The organism is Pseudomonas sp. ES1 (genome assembly GCF_050586605.1).
Lineage (GTDB): Bacteria > Pseudomonadota > Gammaproteobacteria > Pseudomonadales > Pseudomonadaceae > Aquipseudomonas > Aquipseudomonas sichuanensis.
Genome location: NZ_JBOBDM010000048.1, coordinates 1 through 21,316, shown reverse-complemented (window position 1 = coordinate 21,316; position 21,316 = coordinate 1). Strand labels below are relative to the sequence as shown.

Genomic DNA, 21,316 nt, shown 5'->3' with positions numbered 1-21,316 from the left:
ATAATACCCGCTCTCGATGACCGGATAAAGATGAATCTGGATAAAATCTGAACAGTTGCGGCGTTATGCCCAGGGGTTTGGGACAGCCGGTTGGCGCCGGTGAGCCGGCGCTGGGCAGGGCCGGATCACTCCGGCGAGCGGAAGCTCAGGCTGTAGTTCACCGCCTTGGGCCCCGGGTCGAGGATGTCCAGGGCGATGTGGATCGGTGTCTGGCTGGGCATCTCGCCACGGCCGGCCAGCTCCCCCGACAGGTACTCGCTGGGCTTGAAGCGCCGGCTGGCGATCAGTTGCCCATTGAGGTCGGCGAAACGCAGCTCCAGCAGCGGGAAAGGCTGGGCGAAGGGGGCGCGGTTGTAGATGATCGCATCGACGATCAGCGCGCCTTTGAAGTCAGGGTGGCTGCGCACCACCAGGTTGCTGCTCTTGATCCGCGAGATGTCGACGCGGGTCGGCACCTGGCAGCCAACCATCGGGCACAGCTGTTGGAACCACGGGCGGTACTGGTCCTGGCGAGCCATTTCGTCGAAGTGGTACCAGATGTACTGGAATGCCAGCAAACCGGCCGCCAGCAGCGTCAGCAGCCCCCACAACAGGCGCTTGCCCCAGTTTGCGGCGGGTTTTTCCCAGCCCAGTTGCAAGGGGTCGTCGACCACATCGACCAGAGGTTCCTTGCGCGCGCGCTCGGGTTTGAGCGCCAGGCTCGGCTCCACACGCTCGTCGGGCTGTTCGTCCAGTTCGTCCGCATCGCGGGCCGACAGGCGTTCGCTGCGCAGGCCGTCGTCCAGTGCCGACAGGCCTGGCTCGGGGAGCGGCTCGTCGCGGCTGGGCATGCGCTCGACCGGCACATCGAGGTCATCATCCTGTGGTGGGTGGCTGACGGCCGGTTCGTCGTCGAGGTCGAACTCGGCGCTGCCCAGGGTCGGCTCGGTGCGTTCGTCGGCAGCCGGCTCCAGGTCCAACGGCTCCTGTTCGACCAGTACCGGCGCCTCGGTGTGCTGCGCCACGGGTTCGACAGGGTCGTCGGTGGCGGTGCCGAACGGCTCGTCGCTGTGTTCGTCGACGCCGTGCTCGTCACGGCTGGCATGCAAGGTGGGTGCTGGTGTGGCGGCCCGCCGGTCGCCGGGGCTGCGCCGTTCCAGGCGAGCCAGCTCCTGATCGAGGTCGAAGTCTTCCAGCGCCTCGGCGGTGCTGGCCCAGTCCTGCTTGACCGGCGGCACCGGCTCGATGGCCGGTGCCACGACCTGTGCCACGACCGGCTCGGCCGCCTGCTCAGGCTCGGCGGCCGGGGCGGCTGGCTGCCCCGTCGCCGCGCGATTCTGCTCCAGCAACTGCTTGGCGGCGTTGAACACCTGCAGGCAGTTGCCGCAGCGCACCACGCCACGCGCCACGCTCAACTGGTGATGGGTGACGCGAAAGCTGGTCTGGCAATGTGGGCACTGGGTGACGAAACTGTCGGTCATGCGGCGGTCCGGGGGGCTGTGCAGGTGTTGAGTCTAGGCGCGCTTAGCGGCGGCGACCACTGATCCGTACCCAGCCGTCGCGCACGGCGATCGGGTCCAGGTCGAAGTCGGCGGCGTAGGCCGCGGCCACTTCCTCACCCTGTTCGGCAAGGATGCCCGACAGCGCCAGCAGGCCGCCGGGGCGTACCAGGCCGGAAAGTTGCGGCGCCAGCGCCACCAGCGGGCCGGCCAGGATGTTGGCGACCAGCACGTCGGCCTGCATGGCCGGCATGTGCTCGGGCAGGTACAGGGGGAACCTGTCGTCGGTGATGCCATTGCGTTGGGCATTGTCGCGCGAGGCTTCCAGCGCCTGCACGTCGATGTCGGTGCCGACCGCTTCACGGGCGCCAAGCAGCAGCGCGGCGATGGCGAGGATGCCCGAGCCGCAGCCGAAGTCCAGCACCTGGGTGCCTTGCAGCTGTTGGCCGTCGAGCCATTCCAGGCACAGGGCAGTGGTCGGGTGGGTGCCGGTGCCGAACGCCAGGCCCGGGTCGAGCAGCAGGTTGACCGCGTCCTTTTCCGGCGCCTCGTGCCAGCTCGGCACGATCCACAGGCGCTGGCCGAAGCGCATGGGCTGGAAACCGTCCATCCAGCTGCGTTCCCAGTCCTGGTCCTCGATCACCTCGGCCTGGTGCTCAGGCAGTGCGGCGCCGGTCAGCAGGGCCAGGTGGGCGAATACCGCGTCGGGCTGGGTGTCGGCCTCGAACAGTGCCAGCAGGTGGGTGTGCGACCACAGTGGGGTGGTGTTGAGGTCCGGTTCGAAGATCGGCTGGTCTTCGGCGTCCATGAAGGTCACCGACACAGCACCCACTTCCAGCAGGGCGTCTTCGTAGGTTTCGGCTTGTTCCGGGCTGATGGCCAGGCGTACTTGCAGCCAGGGCATGGCGGGCACCTTTGGTAAATCGACAGGGGCAGCCCGAGGCTGCGCGAAAGGGCGCCAGTTTACGTCAGGCGGGCGCTAAAAGGGAGTGAGGCGGCGAGCGGGGCATAGCAATAGATACCGCGGATCCGTCTCTGGTCAGCGTCAGACTGCAGGCACATTCACTGTGAGGTACTGATGATGACCAACGAAACACTGGCAGCGCGGATGACTCAATGGGGCGAAATCGTCGAAGAGCGTCTGGCCACGCAGATGCCGCTGCAGGCGGTGATCGAAGAGCAGATCGCGGTCGAGTTCCAGTTTCTGGTGCCCGAAGTGGCGTTCACCCCGGAGCTGCTGTCGGCGCTTTACCAGGCCTCGGTCATGCGGGCCAGCGGGTTGTTTGCGGAGACTGAGGCAGACGCCGAGCAGCCATGGCGAGAGCAGGTGCCGGCAAGCCAGCATGAAAGCGTGGAAATCGTGATCGAAAGTGTCAGTGTGCGTTTCATCACTGCCTATGACGACGCCCTGCGGCGCCACTGGTCGCGACGCCCCGCCGATCTGATGGATTCGACGCTTTATGTGCAGCGCCTGCGCGAGGTGCTGTTCGATCATGTGATGGACCTGCAGGCACTGCTGGAGCAAGGTCATGCCGGCGATGCCCTGCATGGGTATATCCAGGGTTACCAGCAGGCTTGGTCCGAGCAGGCAGCCTCGCTCCTGCTGGCCTGGCAGCAGTAGCCGGGCGCTGCTGCGCAGCCAGTCGCTGGCAAGCCAGCCCCCGCTCTATGAACTTGCACGTCCGCTGTAGGAGCGCAAGGCCTGAAGGCATGCGCTGTCACTGTGGGAGCTGGCTTGCCAGCGAAAGGGCCGCAAGCCGCTTAACCGATCGGTTTTGGCGCCTGGGCCCTTTCACCACTCACGACGCGCCCGGCGAAACGATGATCTTCACGTTGTGCTCCTTGTTGTTGACCAACTCCTCGAAGCCCAGCTCGACGATCTGCTCCAGCCCGATACGCCCGGTCACCAGCGGCCGGATATCCAGTCGCCCGTCATTGATGAAGGCGATCACGTCGGCGAACTCGCCGTTGTAGGCCAGCGCGCCGAGCACCTGTTTCTCGGTGGCCACCAGTTCGAAGAAGTTGAATTCGCTGGGTTCTTCGAAAATGCCCACCAGCACGCACTTGCCGGCCTTGCGAATCGTGTCGATGGCCAGCTTGGCGGTGTGCTTGTTGCCGATGCACTCGAAACTCACATCGGCCCCCAGCCCGCCGGTCAGTGCGTGGATCTCGGCCAGGGCGTCGCACTGGCTGGGGTCGAGCACGCTGCTGGCTCCCACTTCCAGTGCCTTGGCCTTGCGCGCCGAGGACATTTCCAGGGCGATCACCTGCGCCGCACCGGCGGCCTTGGCGCACATGATGGTGCACAGGCCGATGGTGCCGGCACCGACCACCACTACGTTCTGCCCCAGCAGGCTGCCGGCCTTCTTCACCGCGTGCATGCCCACCGCCAGCGGCTCGATCAGCGCCCCTGCCTCGCGCGGGAAGCCCTCGGGCAGCTTGTACAGCAGGTTGGCCGGCACGTTGACCCGCTCGGCGAAGGCGCCGTTGTTCATCAGCCCGGTGAAGGCCAACTGCTCGCAGATGTTGTACAGGCCGTGGGTGCAGTAGTAGCAAGTGCCGCAGTGCTGGCAGGCATCCGCCGCCACCGGGTCACCCACGGCGTAGCCCTGCACGCCGTCCCCGAGCTGGACGATCTCGCCGCAGAACTCGTGGCCGAGGATGCACTGACCCTGGATGCCGGTCAGTGGGTGCGGCGCCTCGACCGGGATGAACACGGGGCCGGCGACGTACTCGTGCAGGTCCGAGCCGCAGATGCCGCACCAGTCCACCTTGATCTGCACCCAGCCGGGCGGCGGGTCGGCGGGCAGCGGCACCTGTTCGACGCGGATATCGTGGCGGCCATGCCAGACGGCGGCGCGCATATGGGTGTGGCTCAGGTCGTTCATTGTTGTTCTCCAGGCTCACGTAAAAGGGTCAGTGCTTGCGCAGGAAGGCCAGCAGCTGCTGGTTGACCTGCTCGGCGGCTTCCATCTGCACCATGTGGCCGACTGCCGGGATCACCTGCACCTCGGCGTCCAGGCTATCTGCATGGCTGGCCGGGATGATCGCGTCGGCGGCGCCCCACAGCACCAGCGCCGGGTGCTGGCCGAGCACGGCGCGCAGGTCGTGGCGCTGCCGGTCGCCGTCGGCCAGGGCAGCCGACAGTTGCTGCAGTGCGCTGTCGACGCCCTCCAGGCGCTTGAACTTGAGCATGTCTTCGAGCAGTTGCCGGGTGACCAGCCCCGGGTCGGCGAACAGCAGGCTCATCGGCCCCTTCAGCGCATTGCGGTTGGCGGCGGCGACGAAGCCTTGCAGGTACTGGCCATTGATGGCCTCGCCGAGCCCGGCGCTGGCGATCAGGCTCAGGCTGGCCACGCGCTGGGGCGCCCGGCGGGCGAGGTTGAGGCTGACCGCGCCGCCCATGGAGTGGCCGGCCAGGTGCGCACGGGGTATGTCCAGGTGGTCGAGCAGGGCCAGCACCGCGTCGCTCAGTTCATCCAGATCGCCCTGTTGCAGGGCCTTGGCCGACTCGCCATGGCCGGGCAGGTCGAGGGCGATGACCCGCCGCTCGGCGGCCAATGCCGGGTGGTTGAACAACCAGTTGTTGAGGTCGCCGCCGAACCCGTGCACCAGCACCAGCGGCGTGCCGCCTTCGCCCAGCTCGAACCAGCGCAGCAGGCGCCCGTTCACTTCGGCCTTCTGCGGCGTCGGCCCCTGGGCTTGCTCAGCACCGCCCTCGGCGACGAACTCGGCCTGGAAGCGTTGCACCACGGCGTCGATCTCGGCTTCTTCGGCTTCACCTTCGACCACCACCGCCAGCAGCGCGCCCACCGGCAGGGTTTCGTCGGGCTGCGCCACCAGCCGGCGCAATACGCCGCTGAACGGGGCTTCGACGCTGCTGCTGATCTTGTCGGTCTCGACGTCCAGCACTTCGTCGCCCTTGTGGATTTCATCGCCTTGCTGCTTGAGCCAGGTGTCCACCCGGCCCTCGGTCATCGACAGGCCCCACTTGGGCATGGTCAGTGTGTGGATCTGGCTCATGCGGCGCTCCTTGCAGCTTCGATCACTTTGCGCACGGCGGCCTCGACCTTCGCCGCATCGGGGATGTACAGGTCTTCCAGGGCGTCGGAGAACGGCACCGGGGTGTGCGGCGCGGTGACCATCTCGATCGGGCCCTTGAGGGCGCCGAACGCTTTCTGCGCCACCAGTGCACTGATATCGGTGGCCATCGAGCAGCGTGGGTTGGCTTCGTCGATCACCACCAGGCGCCCGGTCTTCTCGACGCTTTCCAGGATGCTGTCTTCATCCAATGGGCTGGTGGTGCGCAGGTCCAGCACTTCGCAGTCGATGCCCTGGCGCGCCAGGTTGTTGGCCGCCTCCAGCGCCACATGGACCATGCGCCCGTAGCTCACCAGAGTGATGTCGTCGCCGTCGCGGACGAAGTTGGCCTCGCCGAACGGCACCGTGTAGACCTCTTCCGGCACCTCGCCCTGCATGCTGTACAGCAACTTGTGCTCGCAGAAGATCACCGGATCGTTGTCGCGGATCGCCTGGATCAGCAGGCCCTTGGCGTCGTACGGCGTCGCCGGGCACACCACCTTCAGGCCGGGGATATGGGTCCACAGCGAGGTGAGCATCTGCGAGTGCTGGGCGGCGGCGCGCAGGCCGGCGCCGTACATGGTGCGCATCACCAGCGGGGTGACCGCCTTGCCGCCGAACATGTAGCGGAACTTGGCGGCCTGGTTGAGGATCTGGTCCAGGCAGCAGCCGGCGAAGTCGACGAACATCAGTTCGCACACCGGTCGCAGGCCCTGGGTGGCGGCGCCCACGGCCGCCCCGACATAGCCGATCTCCGACAGCGGTGCATCGAGCACGCGGCCGGGGAACTGGTGGTACAGGCCCTTGGTGACGCCGAGCACGCCGCCCCAGGCATCGTCCTCGCCGGGTGCACCGGCGCCGCCGGCGACGTCCTCGCCGATGATGAACACCGTGCTGTCACGGCGCATTTCCTGGGCCAGCGCTTCGTTGATGGCCTGCTGGTAGCTGATCTTTCTTGCCATGGTGGTGCTCCTTCTTGTTCTTGTAATCCGGGCTCAGGGGTAGCTGACGTAGACGTCGGTGAGCAGGTCGGCGGGCTGTGGCTTGGGGTCGGACTTGGCGCGCTGCACGGCGTCCTCGATCAGGTCGGCAACACGGGCGTCGATGGCGTCGAGCTGTTCCGGGCTGAGCAGGCCGGCGCGGGTGGTCTTGTTGCGAAACTGCAGCAGGCAGTCGCGCTGCTCGCGCAGGTTCTTCACCTCGTCCGGGGCGCGGTAGGTCTGGGCGTCGCCTTCGAAATGGCCGTAGTAGCGGCTGAGCTTGACCTCGATCAGCGACGGCCCCTGGCCTGCGCGGGCGCGTTCGATGGCGGCGCCGGCGGCTTCGTGCACGGCGAAGAAGTCGAAGCCGTCGATGGTCACGCCCGGCATGCCGAAGCCGGCGGCGCGGTCGGCGATATGGTCGCAGGCCACCGACCAGGTCGAGGCGGTGGCCTCGGCGTAGCCGTTGTTCTCGGCGACGAAGATGCACGGCAGGTTCATGATCGAGGCCAGGTTCATCGCCTCGAACACGGCACCCTCGTTGGAGGCGCCATCGCCGAAGAAGGCGATCGATACATCGTCGCGGCCCTTGAGCTTGGCCGCCAGGGCGGCGCCGGCCACCAGGGGCGCGCCGGCACCGACAATGCCATTGGCACCGAGCATGCCTTTCTCCAGGTCGGCGATGTGCATCGAGCCGCCCTTGCCGCCGCACACGCCGGTCTTCTTGCCGTAGATCTCGGCCATCATCCCGTACACGTCGACGCCCTTGGCGATGCAGTGGCCATGGCCACGGTGGGTGGAGGCGATGCAGTCGCTGTCGCGCAGGTGGGCCATGACCCCGGCGGCGGAGGCTTCTTCGCCGGCATAAAGGTGGACGAAGCCAGGGATCTCGCCGGTGGCGAACTCCACGTGCAGGCGTTCTTCGAAGGCGCGGATGGTGCGCATCACTTCATAGGCATGCAGCAGCTGTTGCGAACTGAGCTGATTGGACATCTTGTTGTTCTCCAGGGTTGTCTCAACACGGGGTTGCAGGGTGCAGCCGGTGGCCGCGCGGGACCGCCAGCAGGTGATGGCGGGCGGCATGCGCGAGCACGGCTTCGACGTCCACGGTCAGCGGGCCCTGGGCGTCGAGGGTGATGGTCGGGGTGTCGTGGGCGGCGAACTCGATCTCGCGCTCGCCGTCCAGGGCCAGGGTGCCGCTGGCCAGGCTCAGGCGCTGAGGGATGCCGGGCATGAGCGTGCCGCTGGCGCTGATCCCGCAGCCTTGCAGCAGGCCTGGGGCCAGTGGTGCGAGCAGGGCCTGGTCGGCACTGGCGTCAAGGCGTACCCAGGCGCCGTGCGGGGCCTGGCGCGAGACCGGCTGCCACAGCCCGCACAGGGCGGACAGGCCGATGGCGTGGGGTTCGGCGAAGCAGGCAAAGACCTCGGCCAGGTCATCGCTGCGGCTCAGGGCGCGGGCGCCGATGAAAGGCTGCGGCGACACGGCGACCTCGACCAGCGCCCATTCGCACAGGCCCTGCTCGGGCACCTTCACCAGCAGCCGTTTGTTGCGGCGCAGGCCGAGGCTCGGCGGGATGCGCCCGCTGGCCAGCAGGCCACCGGCCAGCCCGGCGCTGGTGGCTTCACGCAGTTCGGGGAAGGCGTTGTTGGTGCCGGTGGACAGCGTCAGCAGCGGTACGTCGCCGGCCTCGGCGGCCACCGCCTTGTGGGTACCGTCGCCGCCGAGCACGGCGATCATCGCCACGCCGGCCTCGACCATGCGCCGGGCAGCCAGGCGGGTGTCGGCCACGGTCTGGGTCAGTGGCAGGTCGAGCAGTTGCAGGGCTGGCCAGTGCTGCTCGCGGGCACCGGGGCCCTGGCTGGCCTTGAGCACGGCGGCGGCGATGCCGGTCATGTCGGTGGGCAGCAGCACCCCTGCGATACCGCAGGCACCGAAGGCAGCCAGCAGGCGCTGGATCGCCGAGGCCTTGTCGGTGCTGGAGTACAGCCCGGCGTTGGCGGTCAGACGGCGCAGGTCACGGCCGGAGGCAGGGTTGGCGATGATCCCTACGGTAGCGGCGGGTTGCGGCATGGCGCACCTCGAATTGTTGTTTGCCAGGGCAGGAGCAAGCGCGGTGCCAGGTTTCTGCAAAGGCGCTGGGAGTGCCGCAGCAGAGCGCTTGCGCCGCTGCTGACGGGCCCTGGCGAAGGCCCTTGGCGAGACGCCCGGTGCCAGGCCGGGCGGGCCTGGGCGAGACGCTGAGACGCTGCGTCTCAGGTGGGCCGGCAATCACACAGCGCTTGTCGGGGTATCCGCGCTGGCGCTTAATGGCCGCACAACGACAAGAACAATGAGAACCGGAGGGCCCCAATGCTTGCCGCGAACTCCAAAGCCCATGTCGACTGCGTCAGCCGGGTGCTGAAGAACGCCGAACGCCTGCCCCAGGCGCCGGTGCCGCCGCTGATCCTCGACTCGTGGCGCCGTTCCATGGAGCTGTACCGCCTCGACCCTGCCTCCCAGCAGGGCCCGCGCATCCTTTCGCAAAGCCTGCTCAACGAATGCCGCGAGCGCGCCGAACTGTTCCTGCGCATCGCCAGCGATGCCGTCGCACGCCTGCATGAGCGGGTGCGTGGCGCCGACTACTGCGTGCTGCTCACCGATGCCCAGGGCCGCACCATCGATTACCGGGTCGAGGCGGCGATCCGCAACGACTGCCGCAAGGCCGGGCTGTACCTGGGCACCTGCTGGTCGGAAGGCGAGGAGGGCACCTGTGGGGTGGCGGCGGTGCTGACCAGCAAGGCGCCGGTCACGGTGCACAAGCGCGATCACTTTCGCGCCGCGTTCATTGGCCTGACCTGCACCGCGGCGCCGGTGTTCGACCCGGCCGGCGAGCTGCTTGGGGTGGTGGACGTGTCGGCGTTGCAATCGCCGGATGACCGGCGCAGCCAGCACCTGATCCGCCAACTGGTCGAGCAGACCGCACGGGAGATCGAGAACGCCTTCTTCATGCACAGCGTGCAGGGCCATTGGGTGATGCGCGCCCATGGCACGCCGGGCTACGTCGAGAGCCAGCCGGACTACCTGCTGGCCTGGGATAGCGATGGCCGCCTGCAGGCGCTCAACAGCCTGGCCCGCCAGCGTCTGCTGGAACGTGACGGGCGGTTGCCCGAGCATATCGGCGAGTTGTTCGACCTGGACCAGTTGCGCCGCGCCCATGATGCTTCAGCCCAGCGCCTGCCGGGCTGGGGTGGGCTGTATGGGCGGGTCAGCGCGCCGCAACGGCGTGGGCGCGCGCAGCCCGTGCGCCAGGCGCAGGATGCGCGCATCGAACAGCACCTGCGCCTGGCCACGCGGGTCAAGGACTGCAACCTGGCGGTGCTGGTACAGGGCGAAACCGGCGCCGGCAAGGAGGTGTTCGCTCGCCAGCTGCACCAGCAGAGCCAGCGCCGCGAGGGGCCTTTCGTCACCCTCAACTGTGCGGCCATCCCCGAGAGCCTGATCGAGAGCGAACTGTTCGGTTATGTCGCCGGCGCCTTCACCGGCGCCTCGGCAAAGGGCATGCAGGGCCTGTTGCAGCAGGCCAATGGTGGCACGCTGTTCCTCGACGAGATCGGCGACATGCCGCTGCACCTGCAGACCCGCCTGCTGCGGGTACTGGCCGAAGGCGAGGTGGCGCCGCTGGGCGCGGCGCGGCGCGAGCGTGTGGATATCCAGGTGATCTGCGCCACCCACCGTGACCTGGCGGCGATGGTCGCTGAGGGGCGTTTCCGTGAGGATCTGTACTTCCGCCTGGCCAACGCCCGTTTCGAATTGCCGCCGCTGCGCGAGCGCGATGACCGGCTGGGGTTGATCCACCAGTTGCTGGGCGAGGAGGCGGCGGCCTGCGGGGTCGAGGTGCTGCTGGCGGACGCGGCCCTGGAGGCATTGCTGGTGTATCGCTGGCCGGGCAATTTGCGCCAGCTGCGGCAGGTGTTGCGCTATGCCTGTGCGGTGAGTGAGGGCGGGGAGTTGCAATTGCAGGACCTGCCGCAAGAGGTGCGCGGTGACGCGGTTGATTCGGCTGAAGGCGGCGCGTCTTGCCCGGCACGGCAGTTGCTGCTGGATGCACTGATCCGTCATCGCTGGAAACCGGCCGATGCGGCGCGGGCGCTGGGGATATCGCGGGCGACCCTGTATCGACGCGTGCATGAGCACCGGATCGAGATGCCGCGGATGAAGGGCTAAGGCACAAGGCCGCTCCTGCAGGGATCGGCGAACCGCTGGCAGGCAATAAAAAACCCCGGCACTGGGCCGGGGTTCTTTCATCTCGCTAACGCGATCACTCCTGGTTGGCCAGTTTGTGCTCGAGGTAGTGGATGTTGACGCCGCCTTTGCAGAAACCTTCATCACGCACCAGGTCGCGGTGCAGCGGGATGTTGGTCTTGATGCCGTCGACGACGATCTCGTCCAGGGCATTGCGCATGCGCGCCATGGCTTCGTCGCGGTCCTTGCCGTAGGTGATCAGCTTGCCGATCAGCGAGTCGTAGTTCGGCGGAACCGAATAACCGCTGTACAGGTGCGAATCGACGCGAACGCCGTTGCCACCCGGGGCGTGGAAGTGCTTGACCGTGCCTGGGCTCGGGATGAACTTCTTCGGGTCTTCGGCGTTGATCCGGCACTCCAGCGAGTGACCACGGATCACCACGTCTTCCTGGCGGAACGACAGCTTGTTGCCAGCGGCGATGCTGAGCATCTCCTTGACGATGTCGATGCCGGTGACCATTTCCGAAACCGGGTGCTCGACCTGGACGCGGGTGTTCATCTCGATGAAGTAGAAACGGCCGTTCTCGTACAGGAACTCGAAGGTACCGGCACCGCGGTAGCCGATCTCGATGCAGGCGTCGACGCAACGCTTGAACACTTCCTGGCGGGCCTTCTCGTCGATGCCCGGGGCCGGCGCTTCTTCGAGAACCTTCTGGTGACGGCGCTGCAGCGAGCAGTCACGGTCGCCCAGGTGCACGGCGTTGCCCTGGCCGTCGGACAGTACCTGCACTTCCACGTGACGTGGGTTGGTCAGGAACTTCTCCAGGTAGACCATCGGGTTGCCGAACGCAGCACCGGCTTCGGTGCGGGTCAGCTTGGCCGATTCGATCAGGTCTTCTTCCTTGTGCACCACGCGCATGCCGCGACCACCACCGCCACCGGCGGCCTTGATGATCACCGGGTAACCCACCTCGCGGGCGATTGCCAGCGCGGTTTCTTCGTCTTCCGGCAGCGGGCCGTCGGAGCCCGGAACGGTCGGCACGCCCGACTTGATCATGGCGTCCTTGGCCGACACTTTGTCGCCCATCAGGCGGATGGTGTCGGCTTTCGGGCCGATGAAGATGTAGCCGGAGTTTTCCACCTGCTCGGCGAAGTCGGCGTTTTCCGCGAGGAAGCCGTAACCCGGGTGAATGGCGGTGGCGCCTGTCACTTCAGCAGCGGCGATGATCGCCGGGATGTGCAGGTAGGATTCCTTGGACGGCGCCGGGCCGATGCAGACCGTCTCGTCCGCCAGGCCCAGGTGCATCAGTTCCTTGTCGGCCTTGGAGTAGACGGCGACGGTCTTGATACCCAGCTCTTTACAGGCACGCAGGATCCGCAGGGCAATTTCCCCGCGGTTGGCGATCAGGACTTTTTCGAGCTTCCCAGACATCGTTGGCTCTCCGCGGTTCAAACGATGGTGAACAGCGGCTGGTCGTATTCAACCGGCTGACCGTCTTCTACCAGGATGGCGTCGATCACACCGCCGATTTCGCATTCGATGTGGTTCATCATCTTCATGGCTTCGACGATGCACAGGGTGTCGCCCTTCTTCACGGTCTGGCCCACTTCGGCGTAGTTCGGCGAGGTCGGCGAAGGCTTGCGGTAGAAGGTGCCGACCATCGGCGAGCGCACCACGGTGCCTTTCAGGGCCGGGGTGGCAGCAGCGGCTTCGGCAGCCGGGGCAGCAGCAGCGGCCACCGGGGCGGCGACAGGCGCGGCTACCGGAGCAGGTGCGTAGTACTGTTGAGCGGCCGGGGTCTTGCTGTTACGGCTGATGCGAACGGACTCTTCGCCTTCCTTGATCTCCAGTTCGTCGATGCCGGACTCTTCCAGCAGTTCGATCAGCTTTTTGACTTTACGGATATCCATTAATCAGCAACTCCCAAGGTTCGTTCGGGGACTTAATTTGAAAACGTGTCGAAAACGTTTCTTCTGAGCCTTGGCCGGTGGGCCAAGGCCTTGTGTCATCAGGGCTGTGCGTTGGCAGCCAGGTGTTCCAGCGCAGACTCCAGGGCCAGCCGGTAACCGGTGGCGCCCAGGCCGCAGATCACCCCTACGGCAACATCGGAGAAGTAGGAGTGATGACGGAACGGCTCGCGTTTGTGCACGTTGGACAAGTGCACTTCGATGAATGGGATGCTCACCGCGAGCAATGCGTCACGTAATGCGACGCTGGTGTGGGTGAAAGCGGCCGGATTGATCAGGATGAAGTCCACGCCTTCGTTGCGCGCGGCGTGGATACGGTCGATCAATTCATATTCGGCATTGCTCTGCAGGTATTGCAGATGGTGGCCGGCGGCGCGGGCGCGCTGCTCCAGGTCCTGATTGATCTGCGCCAGCGTGGCTGCGCCATAGTGGCCCGGTTCGCGGGTGCCGAGCAGGTTCAGGTTGGGGCCGTGCAGCACCAGTAGGGTTGCCATCTGCGATTCCTTGGTTTTGTAGGGCAATTCGACATAGCGCGGCGACTATGCCGCAAGCAGCGATGAGTGTCCAGTTCCCGGCAATAGCCAGCACGATGACCGAGATTCGCGCAAAGTATGTGACCAGATGATTAACTCTGGTCACTTGTTACCGGTTTTTTCACCGGTCGCGGGAAGTTATAGACCGAGTTGGCCGCGCACGCGCGCCAAAACCTGCGCAAAATCGCCGGCGTTTATCTCGCCGATCACCCGATCAGTGGTCATTTCGCTGCCGTTCGCCGCAAAAAACATCAGCGCGGGCGGGCCGAACAGGCGGTAGCGGTCGAGCAGGGCGCGCTGTTCGGCGTTGCTCTGGGTGATGTCGAAGCGCAGCAGGCGGAACGCGCCCAATTGCTTGACCACAGGCTCGGCGTTGAGTACTTCGTGCTCGATCACCTTGCAGCTGATGCACCAGTCGGCGTACCAGTCGAGCAGCACCGGTTGGCCTGCGGCCTTGGCCTCGGCCAGGGCCGCGTCGAGGGCGGCCGGGGTGGTGAGGGTTTGCCAGGCATCGGCCTTGGCCTGCGTTGGGGCAGTGGCCGCGAGCGGTGCTGGCAGCGGGCGCAGCGGGTCGCCCTGGCCGTTCAGGGCGCCGTACCAGCAGGCCAGTGCGTACACCAGCAGTACCAGGCCGAGCAGTTGCGCCAGGCGTTGGCGCGGTGACTTGACCACGAACTCCAGGGCGCCAAGGAACAGCGCCACGCCAGCGGCCAGCAGGCCGACCAGCAGCAGGGTCAGCGGCCCCGGCAGCACGCGGCTGAGCAGGCCGATGGCCAGGCCCAGCAGCAGTACGCCAATGGCGTTTTTAACGCTGTTCATCCACGGGCCGCTTTTCGGCAGCCAGGCCGCGCCGCCGGTGGCCACCAGCAGCAGCGGGGCACCCATGCCCAGGCCCAGGGCGAACAGTTTCAGCGCGCCACCCACGGCGTCGCCGCTGGCGCTGATGTACAGCAGCGCACCGGCCAACGGCGCCGAAACACAGGGTGAAACCAGCAGGCTCGACAGCACGCCCAGCACCGCCGCACCCAGCAGCGAGCCGCCTCGGGTGTGGTTGGCGACCTTCTCCAGGCGGTTGCCCAGCGCCTGTGGCAGCTTGATCTCGAACAGGCCGAACATGGCCAGGGCGAACAACACGAAGAACCCTGCGAACGGCACCAGCACCCAGGCCGACTGCAGGCGTGCCTGCAGGTTGAGGCCGGCGCCGAACAGGCCCATCAGCGCCCCCAGCACGGCGAAACTGGCCGCCATCGGCAGCACATACGCCAGCGACAGCGACAGGCCGTGCAGGCCGCCGACCTGGCCGCGCAGCACCACCCCGGACAGGATCGGCAGCATCGGCAGCACACAGGGCGTGAAGGTCAGGCCAAGGCCAGCCAGGAAGAACAGCGCCAGGGACTTCCAGTCCCAGCCCGTTTCGCCGGTGGCCGGCAGCGCGCCGCCCTCACCCTCGATGCTCAGCCGTTCGGTTTCCGGCGGGTAGCACAGGCCCTTGTCGGCGCAGCCCTGGTAGCCCACCAGCAGGGTGAAGGCGCGTTGATCGGTGCGTGGCAGCTCGATGTCCAGTACCCCGTGGTACACCTCGACGTCGCCGAAGAACTCGTCGTGCTTGGCCTCGCCCTTGGGGATGTTCGGTGCGCCCAGGGTGATGTCGGCAGGTTCGGTGCGGAACTGGAAGCGGTGGCGGTACAGGTAGTAGCCGTCGGTGGCGACGAAGCGCAGCTTGATGGTTTGCGCGTCGGCCTGCACCAGGCTGAGCTTGAAGGCTTCGTGTACCGGCAGGAAGTCGGCGCTGTTGGACAGCGAGGCGGCGCCAAGGGTGGCGCTGGGGCGGTTGTCGAGCAGGCCGCTGGCGAAGGCGGGGCTGGCCAGCAGCAGGAACAGCAGGAAAAACAGGCGGCGCATGGCGGACTCGCGAGGTGGAACTTGGCGGGCATCATAGCGGAGTTGGCGGGAATTGGGGCCGCTGCGCGGCCCATCGCGACACAAGGCCGCTCCTACAGGGGAGCGCGGTTTCCTGTAGGAGCGGCCTTGTGTCGCGATCGAGGGCAGAGCCCTCGCCATCCAGGCCATGCCGATCTTAGAGCCGGAACGCCCGCACCGCCGTATTCAATTCCCCGCCCAGCTTGAGCAACTGCTCGCCCTGCTCGCGCCCTTCACCAATACGCTGCAGGTTGTCCTCACCCAGCTCGTGAATCCGCTCGCTGTGCCCGCGAATCTCGCTCACCGCGCCGGTCTGTTGCGCGGTCACATCGGCAATCCGCACGGCGGTGTCGGCAATGGTGCGGATGGCGCTGACGATCTCGTCCAGCGCGCCATCGGCCGATTGCGCCTGGTTGGCGGTGGCCTCGGCATGCTCCAGCTGGGTGCGCATGCCGTCCACCGAGTCGCGGGCGGCCTGCTGCAGGCGGTCGATCAGCGCCTGGATCTCACCGGTGGCGCCGGTGGTGCGCTGGGCCAGCGAGCGTACTTCGTCGGCGACCACGGCAAACCCTCGGCCCATTTCACCGGCCCGGGCGGCTTCGATGGCGGCGTTGAGGGCCAGCAGGTTGGTCTGTTCGGCAATCGCGCGGATCACCGTGAGCACGCCGCCGATGGTGGCCGACTCTTCGGCCAGTTGTTCGATCATGCGGGCGTTGCCCTGCACCTCGTCGACCAGCGAACGCAGCCCGGACAGGCTCTGGCCGATCACCGTCTGGCCCTGTTCCACCGCGCGCCCGGCGTGGTGGCTGGCCTCGGCGGCGGCGCTGGCATCGCCGGCCACCTGCTGGATGGTCGCCTCCAGCTCGCCCAGGGCATCGCGGATCTGCGCGGTGTCGCCGGCCTGGCGTTCGGCGCCGTCATGCAGGGCGCTGCTCATGCCGGCCAGGGCGTGGCTGCTGCCGGCCACCTGCTCGGCGTTGTGGCGCAGGGTGCCCACCAGCTCCACCAGGTACTGGCGCAGGCGGTTCAGCGACTCCTGGATGTCGTGCAGCTCGCGGTTGGTCTTGCCCAGCTCGATGGTTTGGGCGAAGTCGCCCTCGGCCCAGCGCGACAGGGCCGGCGCGAGGCTGCTCAGGGTGCCGGCCAGGCGCCGTTGCAGGGTATCGATCAGCAGGGCGATGAGCAGGATCAGGCCGATCATCAGGCCCTGGAGGATCCGCACTTCGCCGGCGATCTTGCCGTGCTGGGCGCGCACCTGTGGCTCCAGCCCGGCGATGGCCTGCTGCACGGCGTCCAGACGCTCGCCAGTGCTGGCGGCGAGGGCGGCGCGCCGCTCGATCTGCTCGCGGGTGCGTTGCAGCTCGGCGGGGTAACGCTTGAGCAGGCTTTGCAGCTCGCGCTTGAGGCCGACCGCGACGTCTTCCTGCTGGGCGCTGGTTTGCGCGTCCAGGCCCATCATGGCGGCGAAGTCGTCGGCGTTGGATTCGGCGGCGCGGGTTACCCCCAGCAGCGGCAGGCCGTCGAGGGTCTGGGCCTGGGCGGCGATCAGTTGCAGTTCGCGTTGCACTTCATCTGCAAGCTCGGCGCGGCCACTGCTGACCAGCTTGTCGCGGGCCAGCGACAGCCGGCCCAGGTGCAGGGTGGCCTCCATCAGCGGCGCAAGGTAGCGGCTGGCCTCGGCGCTGCCGCTGTCGCGGGCGTAGCCTGCCAGTTGTTCAAGGTTGGCCCCCAGTTCGCGCTCGGCCTGCAACAGCAAGGCCTGCGGGTCGCCGGCCAGCTTGCCGGCGGCCAGCAGTTCGTTGGCGGTGAAGGCCTGCAGGCTGTCGAGGCTCGGGCGCAGTTTGCCCGACAAGTCTTCGGGCCAGTCAGCCAGGGCGGCCTGGAGTTGCTTGTTGGCTTCCACGGCGGCGGCATGGCGCAGGGCGTCACCGCTGGCCAGGTAGGCCTGGGTGTTGCGCGCGGCGTCGTTCTGGAACTGCTGCGACAGGCCCAGGTAGCGCTCCATCAGTTGATAGGGGCGCTCCAGCGCACGTTGCGACCACCACAGGGTCGCGCCCAGGGCGATGCACACGGTTACCAGCAACAGGGTGTTGAAATTGGTCAGCCACTTCAGGCGCATAGCCGCGGACTTCCTGCGGGGAGTGGAGGTAGGTGCCTGAAGTTATTGCGGTTTTATGACGAGGTGATGACGACGCGGGGTTGGCGTCAAAAATAAGTGGCACAGTGCCGGTATCTGTGGTGCAGCCGCTACGCCGGTATTACGTCATGCACCAAGGCCGGCGCCGCCACGCTTACAGGCATGATTGGCCCGAAACAGATGTGGGAGCCGGCTTGCCGGCGATGCGCCGCGCGGGCGGCGCTCGATCTCAAGAACGCTGCAAAAACACCGGCGGGCACCTAGTGCCATCCACCCGATACCTCAACATGCACCTGCGGGCAACCTTGCCATTCTGATTATTCCGGGCCAGCGGTGTGACACCCATGAGCTTGTCTTGATATCGCATGCGGTTCAGCAGGTGCATGTCGACAGATTTGCAGCGGCTTCAAGATCGAGCGCCGCCCGCGCGGCGCATCGCCGGCAAGCCGGCTCCCACATCTGTTTCGGGCCAGTAATCCCTGTGAATTCAACGCTGTCCGCCTTGTTGGCATGACGCGGTATCAACGTGCGCGCGGAAGATGGTTACGGATCGACCCGCACCACACAATTGCGCCCGGCATGCTTGGCCCGGTACAGCGCTTCGTCCGCCGCGCTGGCCATGGTCAGTGCATCGAGGCTGTCATCCAGCTGCACCACGCCGCCGCTGAAGGTGCACTGCAGGTCGTGCGGCTGCGCCGGGTAATGGATTTCGGCAAAACGCCGGCGGATGTCGTCGAGCACCTTGTGCGCGGCAGCCAGCCCGGTGTTGGGCATGACGATGGCGAACTCCTCGCCGCCATAACGGCCGATGAAGTCGGTCTTGCGCAGGCGTTGCTTGAGGAACAGCGCCAGGCTCTTGATCACCCGGTCGCCCATGGGGTGGCCATGGCGGTCGTTGATCTTCTTGAAATGGTCGATGTCGAGCATGGCGAAGCACAGCGGCTGCTCCTCGCGCCGGGCGCGGAAGCTGCAGTCTTCGAGCAATTGCAGGATGTGGGTGTGGTTGTACAGCCCGGTGAGGCTGTCGCGGACCATGCGCGCCTTGAGGTGGCGGGCGCGGGCGGCGCGGTTGCGCACGGTGGTGATCAGCTGGCGCGAGCGGATCGGCTTGGTGAGGAAGTCGTCGCCGCCTTCGCTCATGGCGTCGAGCTGCTTGTCCAGGTCGTCCTCGGCCGACAGGTAGATGATCGGCACGCTGACATAGCGGTCGTTGTGGCGGATCACCTTGGCCAGCTCCGGGCCGGTGCAGGCGGGCATGTACAGGTCGAGGATGATCAGGTCGGGCTGGAAGTCGGCCAGCTCGCTCATGGTGCGGATCGGCTCGGTGAGGGTGCGGGTGATGATCCCGGCGCTGTTGAGCAGGCGCTCGGTGTGCAGGGCCTGGGCGCGTGAGTCGTCGATCACCAGCACGCGGAACGGGTCGTACTGGGTGGCGCTGGTCAGCAGTTCGACTTTTTCCAGCAGGCTGGAGGCTTCCAGGGTGCCGGTGAGGAATTCCTGGCCGCCGGCGCGCACGGCGGCCAGGCGGGTGGGGGTATCGGTTTCGTGCAGGCTGAAGAACAGCAGCGGGATGTGCTGCTCCAAGCCTTGCTGGGCCTGGGCCGCCAGTTGCAGGCCGACGCCGGGGCCGGTGAAGTCCACGTCCATGATGATGGCCGCCGGCAGGCGCTCGCTCATCGACGCCTGGAAGGCGTTGGCGCTGCACAGGGCCTGCACGGTCAGGCCGAAGAACTCCAGCTGCTGGGCCAGGCGCTCGGCGCGCTCGTGGTCTTGCAGGACGATGTACACCGGTTTGCGCAGGGGCGGCAGCGGTACATTGTCGAGCTGGTCGCCCTTGCGCAGGCCAGTGCGCGACAGGCGTTGCATCAAGCGGTTGAGTTCGGCGATCAGTTCGGAATTGAGCCGCGCGCTGTTGGCTTCGATCGCGCGCAGCGTCTGGCCGATGGCCGTGGACAGGCTGCCGTGCTCGGGTTGCTCGAAGCGCTCGGCGTAACGCTGCAGCCGCAGGTTGGCTTCGCCCAGCTCGCCCAGGCCGGCGCTCGACCATTCACCACGCTGCAGGCGCTGCCAGATTTCGAGGATCTGCCGGGCCTGGTGGATGACCCGCTGGGCAAAATGCTGCTTGAGGCGCTCGTGGCTCGGGTCGGCTGGCTGGGTCATGTCCTGACTGCTTGTTAGTAGAGGAGGTGCAGGTTCAGTGATGGCTCTATGCTAGCACCGCTTTTCCGACAAGCGAGTGCCCAGGGTCAACAAAGTGTTCAGGGACGATTATTCAGTTGTCGACCCGTTGGTCGCTTATACGAATGGCGGCGTCTGCTTTATAGTGCTGCCACGCGGGCTTGCCGTGGCACCCTGGCGCCAACCAGAGGTCCAAGCCCTGTACCGTCTCCACTGATCAAGGACAATGCCATGCTGGATTGGAAAAACCGCGAGGCCAAAGCCGAGCCTCGCGAGCGGGTTGAAGCCCGTGGCTCGGCCACCCGTAGCTATCTTGGCGGCCTCTGGAGCCGCGCCTTGGGGACCCTGATCGGTCTGTACCTGCTGGTCTGCCTGGGCCTGGGTTGGTACTGGAGCGAGGAGCCGGCACTGTTCCCGGTGCAGCAGAACGCCCAGGCCGCCGCCGAGCGCAACGGCCAGCAGATGGTGATCGGCTACACCACCGTCGAAACCCTCAAGACCGTTGCCGGCACCCTGCTCGACAAGCCGGGTGGCTACATCTCCAACGACCGTTTCCCGCCCGGGCTGTGGATGGACAACATGCCGAGCTGGGAATATGGCGTGCTGGTCCAGGTCCGCGACCTGTCCCGCGCCTTGCGCAAGGACTTCGCCCGTTCGCAGTCGCAGTCAACCGAAGACGCCGACCTGGCCAAGGCCGAGCCGCGCTTCAACTTCGACAACAAGAGCTGGATCCTGCCGTCGAGCGAGTCGGAGTTCGAAGAGGGCATCAAGTCGCTCAGCCGCTACCAGGTCCGCCTGGCCAAGGGCGACCAGGGCGCGATCTTCTATACCCGCGCCGACAACCTCAACAACTGGCTGGGTGACGTCGCGACCCGCCTGGGTTCGCTGTCGCAACGGCTGTCGGCCAGCGTTGGCCGGGTCAAGCTCAACAACACCCTGAAGACCGAGTCGGTGGCCCCGGGCCAGGCGCCCCAGGTCGATGAAGAAGTGGTCGAAACCCCGTGGCTGCAGATCGACAACGTGTTCTACGAGGCCCGTGGCCAGGCGTGGGCGCTGTCGCACCTGCTGCGTGCCATCGAGGTCGACTTTGCCGACGTGCTGGCGAAGAAGAACGCCACGGTCAGCGTGCGCCAGATCATCCGTGAGCTGGAAGCGTCCCAGGAAGCGCTGTGGAGCCCGATGGTGCTCAACGGCAGCGGCTTCGGCATGTGGGCCAACCACTCGCTGGTAATGGCCAACTACATTTCCCGGGCCAACGCCGCGGTCATCGACCTGCGCCAGCTGCTGTCCCAGGGCTGACATGGCCATCAGCCCTGCCGAGGTCGCGCACCGCGCGGCCTCCGACGCCGAGCGGGTGGCCTGGGTGGATGACCACGACCAGCCGCTCGGCGCCTTGCCGCGGGCCGAGCTGCGTGAGCGCGGCCTGATCGGGCGCTGCACCTTCATCCTGCTGTTCAACAGTGCCGGCGACTTGTGCGTGCACCGGCGTACCCTGAGCAAGGCGCTGTATCCCGGGTATTGGGATGTGGCGGCGGGCGGCATGGTCGGGCATGAGGAAAGCTATGCCGACTCGGCGGCCCGGGAGCTGGAAGAAGAACTGGGGGTGAGCGGCGTTACGTTGCGCTTCCACGAGAAGTTCTACTTCGACCAGCCGGGCAATCGGCTGTGGTGCGCGGTGTTTTCGGCGGTGTGGGACGGGGCGTTGCGCTTGCAGCCCGAAGAGGTGAGCGAGGCGCGGTTCATCCCTGTCGAACAGGCCGAGCTGGAAAGTGCGTCACTGCCCTATTGCCCGGATTCGCTGGCGGCGTTGCAGCGCTACA

At 66.7% G+C, this 21,316-nt stretch carries 16 protein-coding genes and 1 pseudogene; 4 read left to right on the top strand and 13 right to left on the bottom strand.

Translation table 11 applies throughout. The features are described 5' to 3' along the window. Positions 1 to 125: 125 nt before the first annotated feature. A complete protein-coding gene (locus ACQ4N9_RS19210) occupies positions 126 to 1,460 on the bottom strand; it encodes a DUF3426 domain-containing protein (protein WP_390966000.1) in 1,335 nt (444 codons plus the stop codon). A gap of 43 nt (positions 1,461 to 1,503) precedes the next feature. Then, complete coding sequence (prmA, locus tag ACQ4N9_RS19205; protein WP_390966002.1) at positions 1,504 to 2,382, bottom strand: 50S ribosomal protein L11 methyltransferase; 879 nt, start codon at positions 2,380 to 2,382, stop codon at positions 1,504 to 1,506. A 177-nt stretch (positions 2,383 to 2,559) separates the two neighbouring features. Between prmA and ACQ4N9_RS19200 the strand changes: the two genes are divergently transcribed. After that, positions 2,560 to 3,099, top strand: coding sequence for a hypothetical protein (locus tag ACQ4N9_RS19200; protein WP_390966004.1), 540 nt, complete (start codon positions 2,560 to 2,562; stop codon positions 3,097 to 3,099). A gap of 178 nt (positions 3,100 to 3,277) precedes the next feature. On the opposite strand, the gene ACQ4N9_RS19195 is transcribed toward ACQ4N9_RS19200, so the two are convergent. Genes ACQ4N9_RS19195 through ACQ4N9_RS19175 form a run of 5 tightly spaced genes read right to left on the bottom strand, consistent with a single transcriptional unit; the run spans position 3,278 to position 8,609 of the window. Next, positions 3,278 to 4,342, bottom strand: coding sequence for a 2,3-butanediol dehydrogenase (locus ACQ4N9_RS19195; RefSeq protein WP_390966093.1), 1,065 nt, complete (start codon positions 4,340 to 4,342; stop codon positions 3,278 to 3,280). Between the two features lie 52 nt (positions 4,343 to 4,394). Next, on the bottom strand, positions 4,395 to 5,501 hold the full coding sequence (locus ACQ4N9_RS19190) for an acetoin dehydrogenase dihydrolipoyllysine-residue acetyltransferase subunit (RefSeq protein ID WP_125860570.1): 1,107 nt from the start codon (positions 5,499 to 5,501) through the stop codon (positions 4,395 to 4,397). Continuing rightward, positions 5,498 to 6,520 (bottom strand): alpha-ketoacid dehydrogenase subunit beta, encoded by a 1,023-nt coding sequence (locus tag ACQ4N9_RS19185; RefSeq protein WP_390966006.1) that lies wholly within the window; start codon positions 6,518 to 6,520, stop codon positions 5,498 to 5,500. Before ACQ4N9_RS19185 ends, ACQ4N9_RS19190 begins: the two co-directional genes overlap by 4 nt. Before the next feature lie 33 nt (positions 6,521 to 6,553). After that, positions 6,554 to 7,531 (bottom strand): thiamine pyrophosphate-dependent dehydrogenase E1 component subunit alpha, encoded by a 978-nt coding sequence (locus tag ACQ4N9_RS19180; RefSeq protein WP_125860568.1) that lies wholly within the window; start codon positions 7,529 to 7,531, stop codon positions 6,554 to 6,556. A 22-nt stretch (positions 7,532 to 7,553) separates the two neighbouring features. Further along, positions 7,554 to 8,609 carry an ATP-NAD kinase family protein gene (locus ACQ4N9_RS19175; RefSeq protein ID WP_390966009.1) on the bottom strand — a complete coding sequence of 352 codons (1,056 nt, stop codon included), beginning with the start codon at positions 8,607 to 8,609 and terminating at the stop codon, positions 7,554 to 7,556. A 279-nt stretch (positions 8,610 to 8,888) separates the two neighbouring features. Here ACQ4N9_RS19175 and ACQ4N9_RS19170 point away from each other — a divergent pair, with 279 nt between their 5' ends. Beyond that, the gene (locus tag ACQ4N9_RS19170; RefSeq protein ID WP_125465696.1) at positions 8,889 to 10,742 is read left to right on the top strand and encodes a sigma-54-dependent Fis family transcriptional regulator; all 1,854 of its coding nucleotides are present in this window, start codon (positions 8,889 to 8,891) and stop codon (positions 10,740 to 10,742) included. A gap of 94 nt (positions 10,743 to 10,836) precedes the next feature. On the opposite strand, the gene accC is transcribed toward ACQ4N9_RS19170, so the two are convergent. From accC to ACQ4N9_RS19140, 6 genes and pseudogenes are all read right to left on the bottom strand, one after another. Next, a complete protein-coding gene (gene accC / locus ACQ4N9_RS19165) occupies positions 10,837 to 12,192 on the bottom strand; it encodes an acetyl-CoA carboxylase biotin carboxylase subunit (protein WP_125465695.1) in 1,356 nt (451 codons plus the stop codon). Positions 12,193 to 12,209: 17 nt separating this feature from the next. Further along, positions 12,210 to 12,671, bottom strand: a complete 462-nt coding sequence (gene accB / locus ACQ4N9_RS19160; RefSeq protein WP_390966011.1) for an acetyl-CoA carboxylase biotin carboxyl carrier protein — start codon at positions 12,669 to 12,671, stop codon at positions 12,210 to 12,212. Positions 12,672 to 12,769: 98 nt separating this feature from the next. Then, a complete protein-coding gene (gene aroQ, locus ACQ4N9_RS19155) occupies positions 12,770 to 13,222 on the bottom strand; it encodes a type II 3-dehydroquinate dehydratase (RefSeq protein WP_011535870.1) in 453 nt (150 codons plus the stop codon). Positions 13,223 to 13,399: 177 nt separating this feature from the next. Continuing rightward, the gene (locus ACQ4N9_RS19150; RefSeq protein ID WP_390966014.1) at positions 13,400 to 15,163 is read right to left on the bottom strand and encodes a protein-disulfide reductase DsbD; all 1,764 of its coding nucleotides are present in this window, start codon (positions 15,161 to 15,163) and stop codon (positions 13,400 to 13,402) included. Positions 15,164 to 15,338: 175 nt separating this feature from the next. Next, positions 15,339 to 15,854 (bottom strand): annotated as a pseudogene (locus ACQ4N9_RS19145) (methyl-accepting chemotaxis protein); the annotation flags it as partial. 2,007 nt (positions 15,855 to 17,861) lie between these two features. Beyond that, positions 17,862 to 19,478, bottom strand: coding sequence for a response regulator (locus ACQ4N9_RS19140; RefSeq protein ID WP_258643341.1), 1,617 nt, complete (start codon positions 19,476 to 19,478; stop codon positions 17,862 to 17,864). Positions 19,479 to 19,727: 249 nt separating this feature from the next. Between ACQ4N9_RS19140 and ACQ4N9_RS19135 the strand changes: the two genes are divergently transcribed. Then, the gene (locus ACQ4N9_RS19135; RefSeq protein WP_390966016.1) at positions 19,728 to 20,795 is read left to right on the top strand and encodes a DUF2333 family protein; all 1,068 of its coding nucleotides are present in this window, start codon (positions 19,728 to 19,730) and stop codon (positions 20,793 to 20,795) included. Between the two features lies 1 nt (position 20,796). Further along, the coding region (locus ACQ4N9_RS19130; protein ID WP_430933493.1) for an NUDIX hydrolase at positions 20,797 to 21,316 on the top strand (520 nt) is incomplete at its 3' end.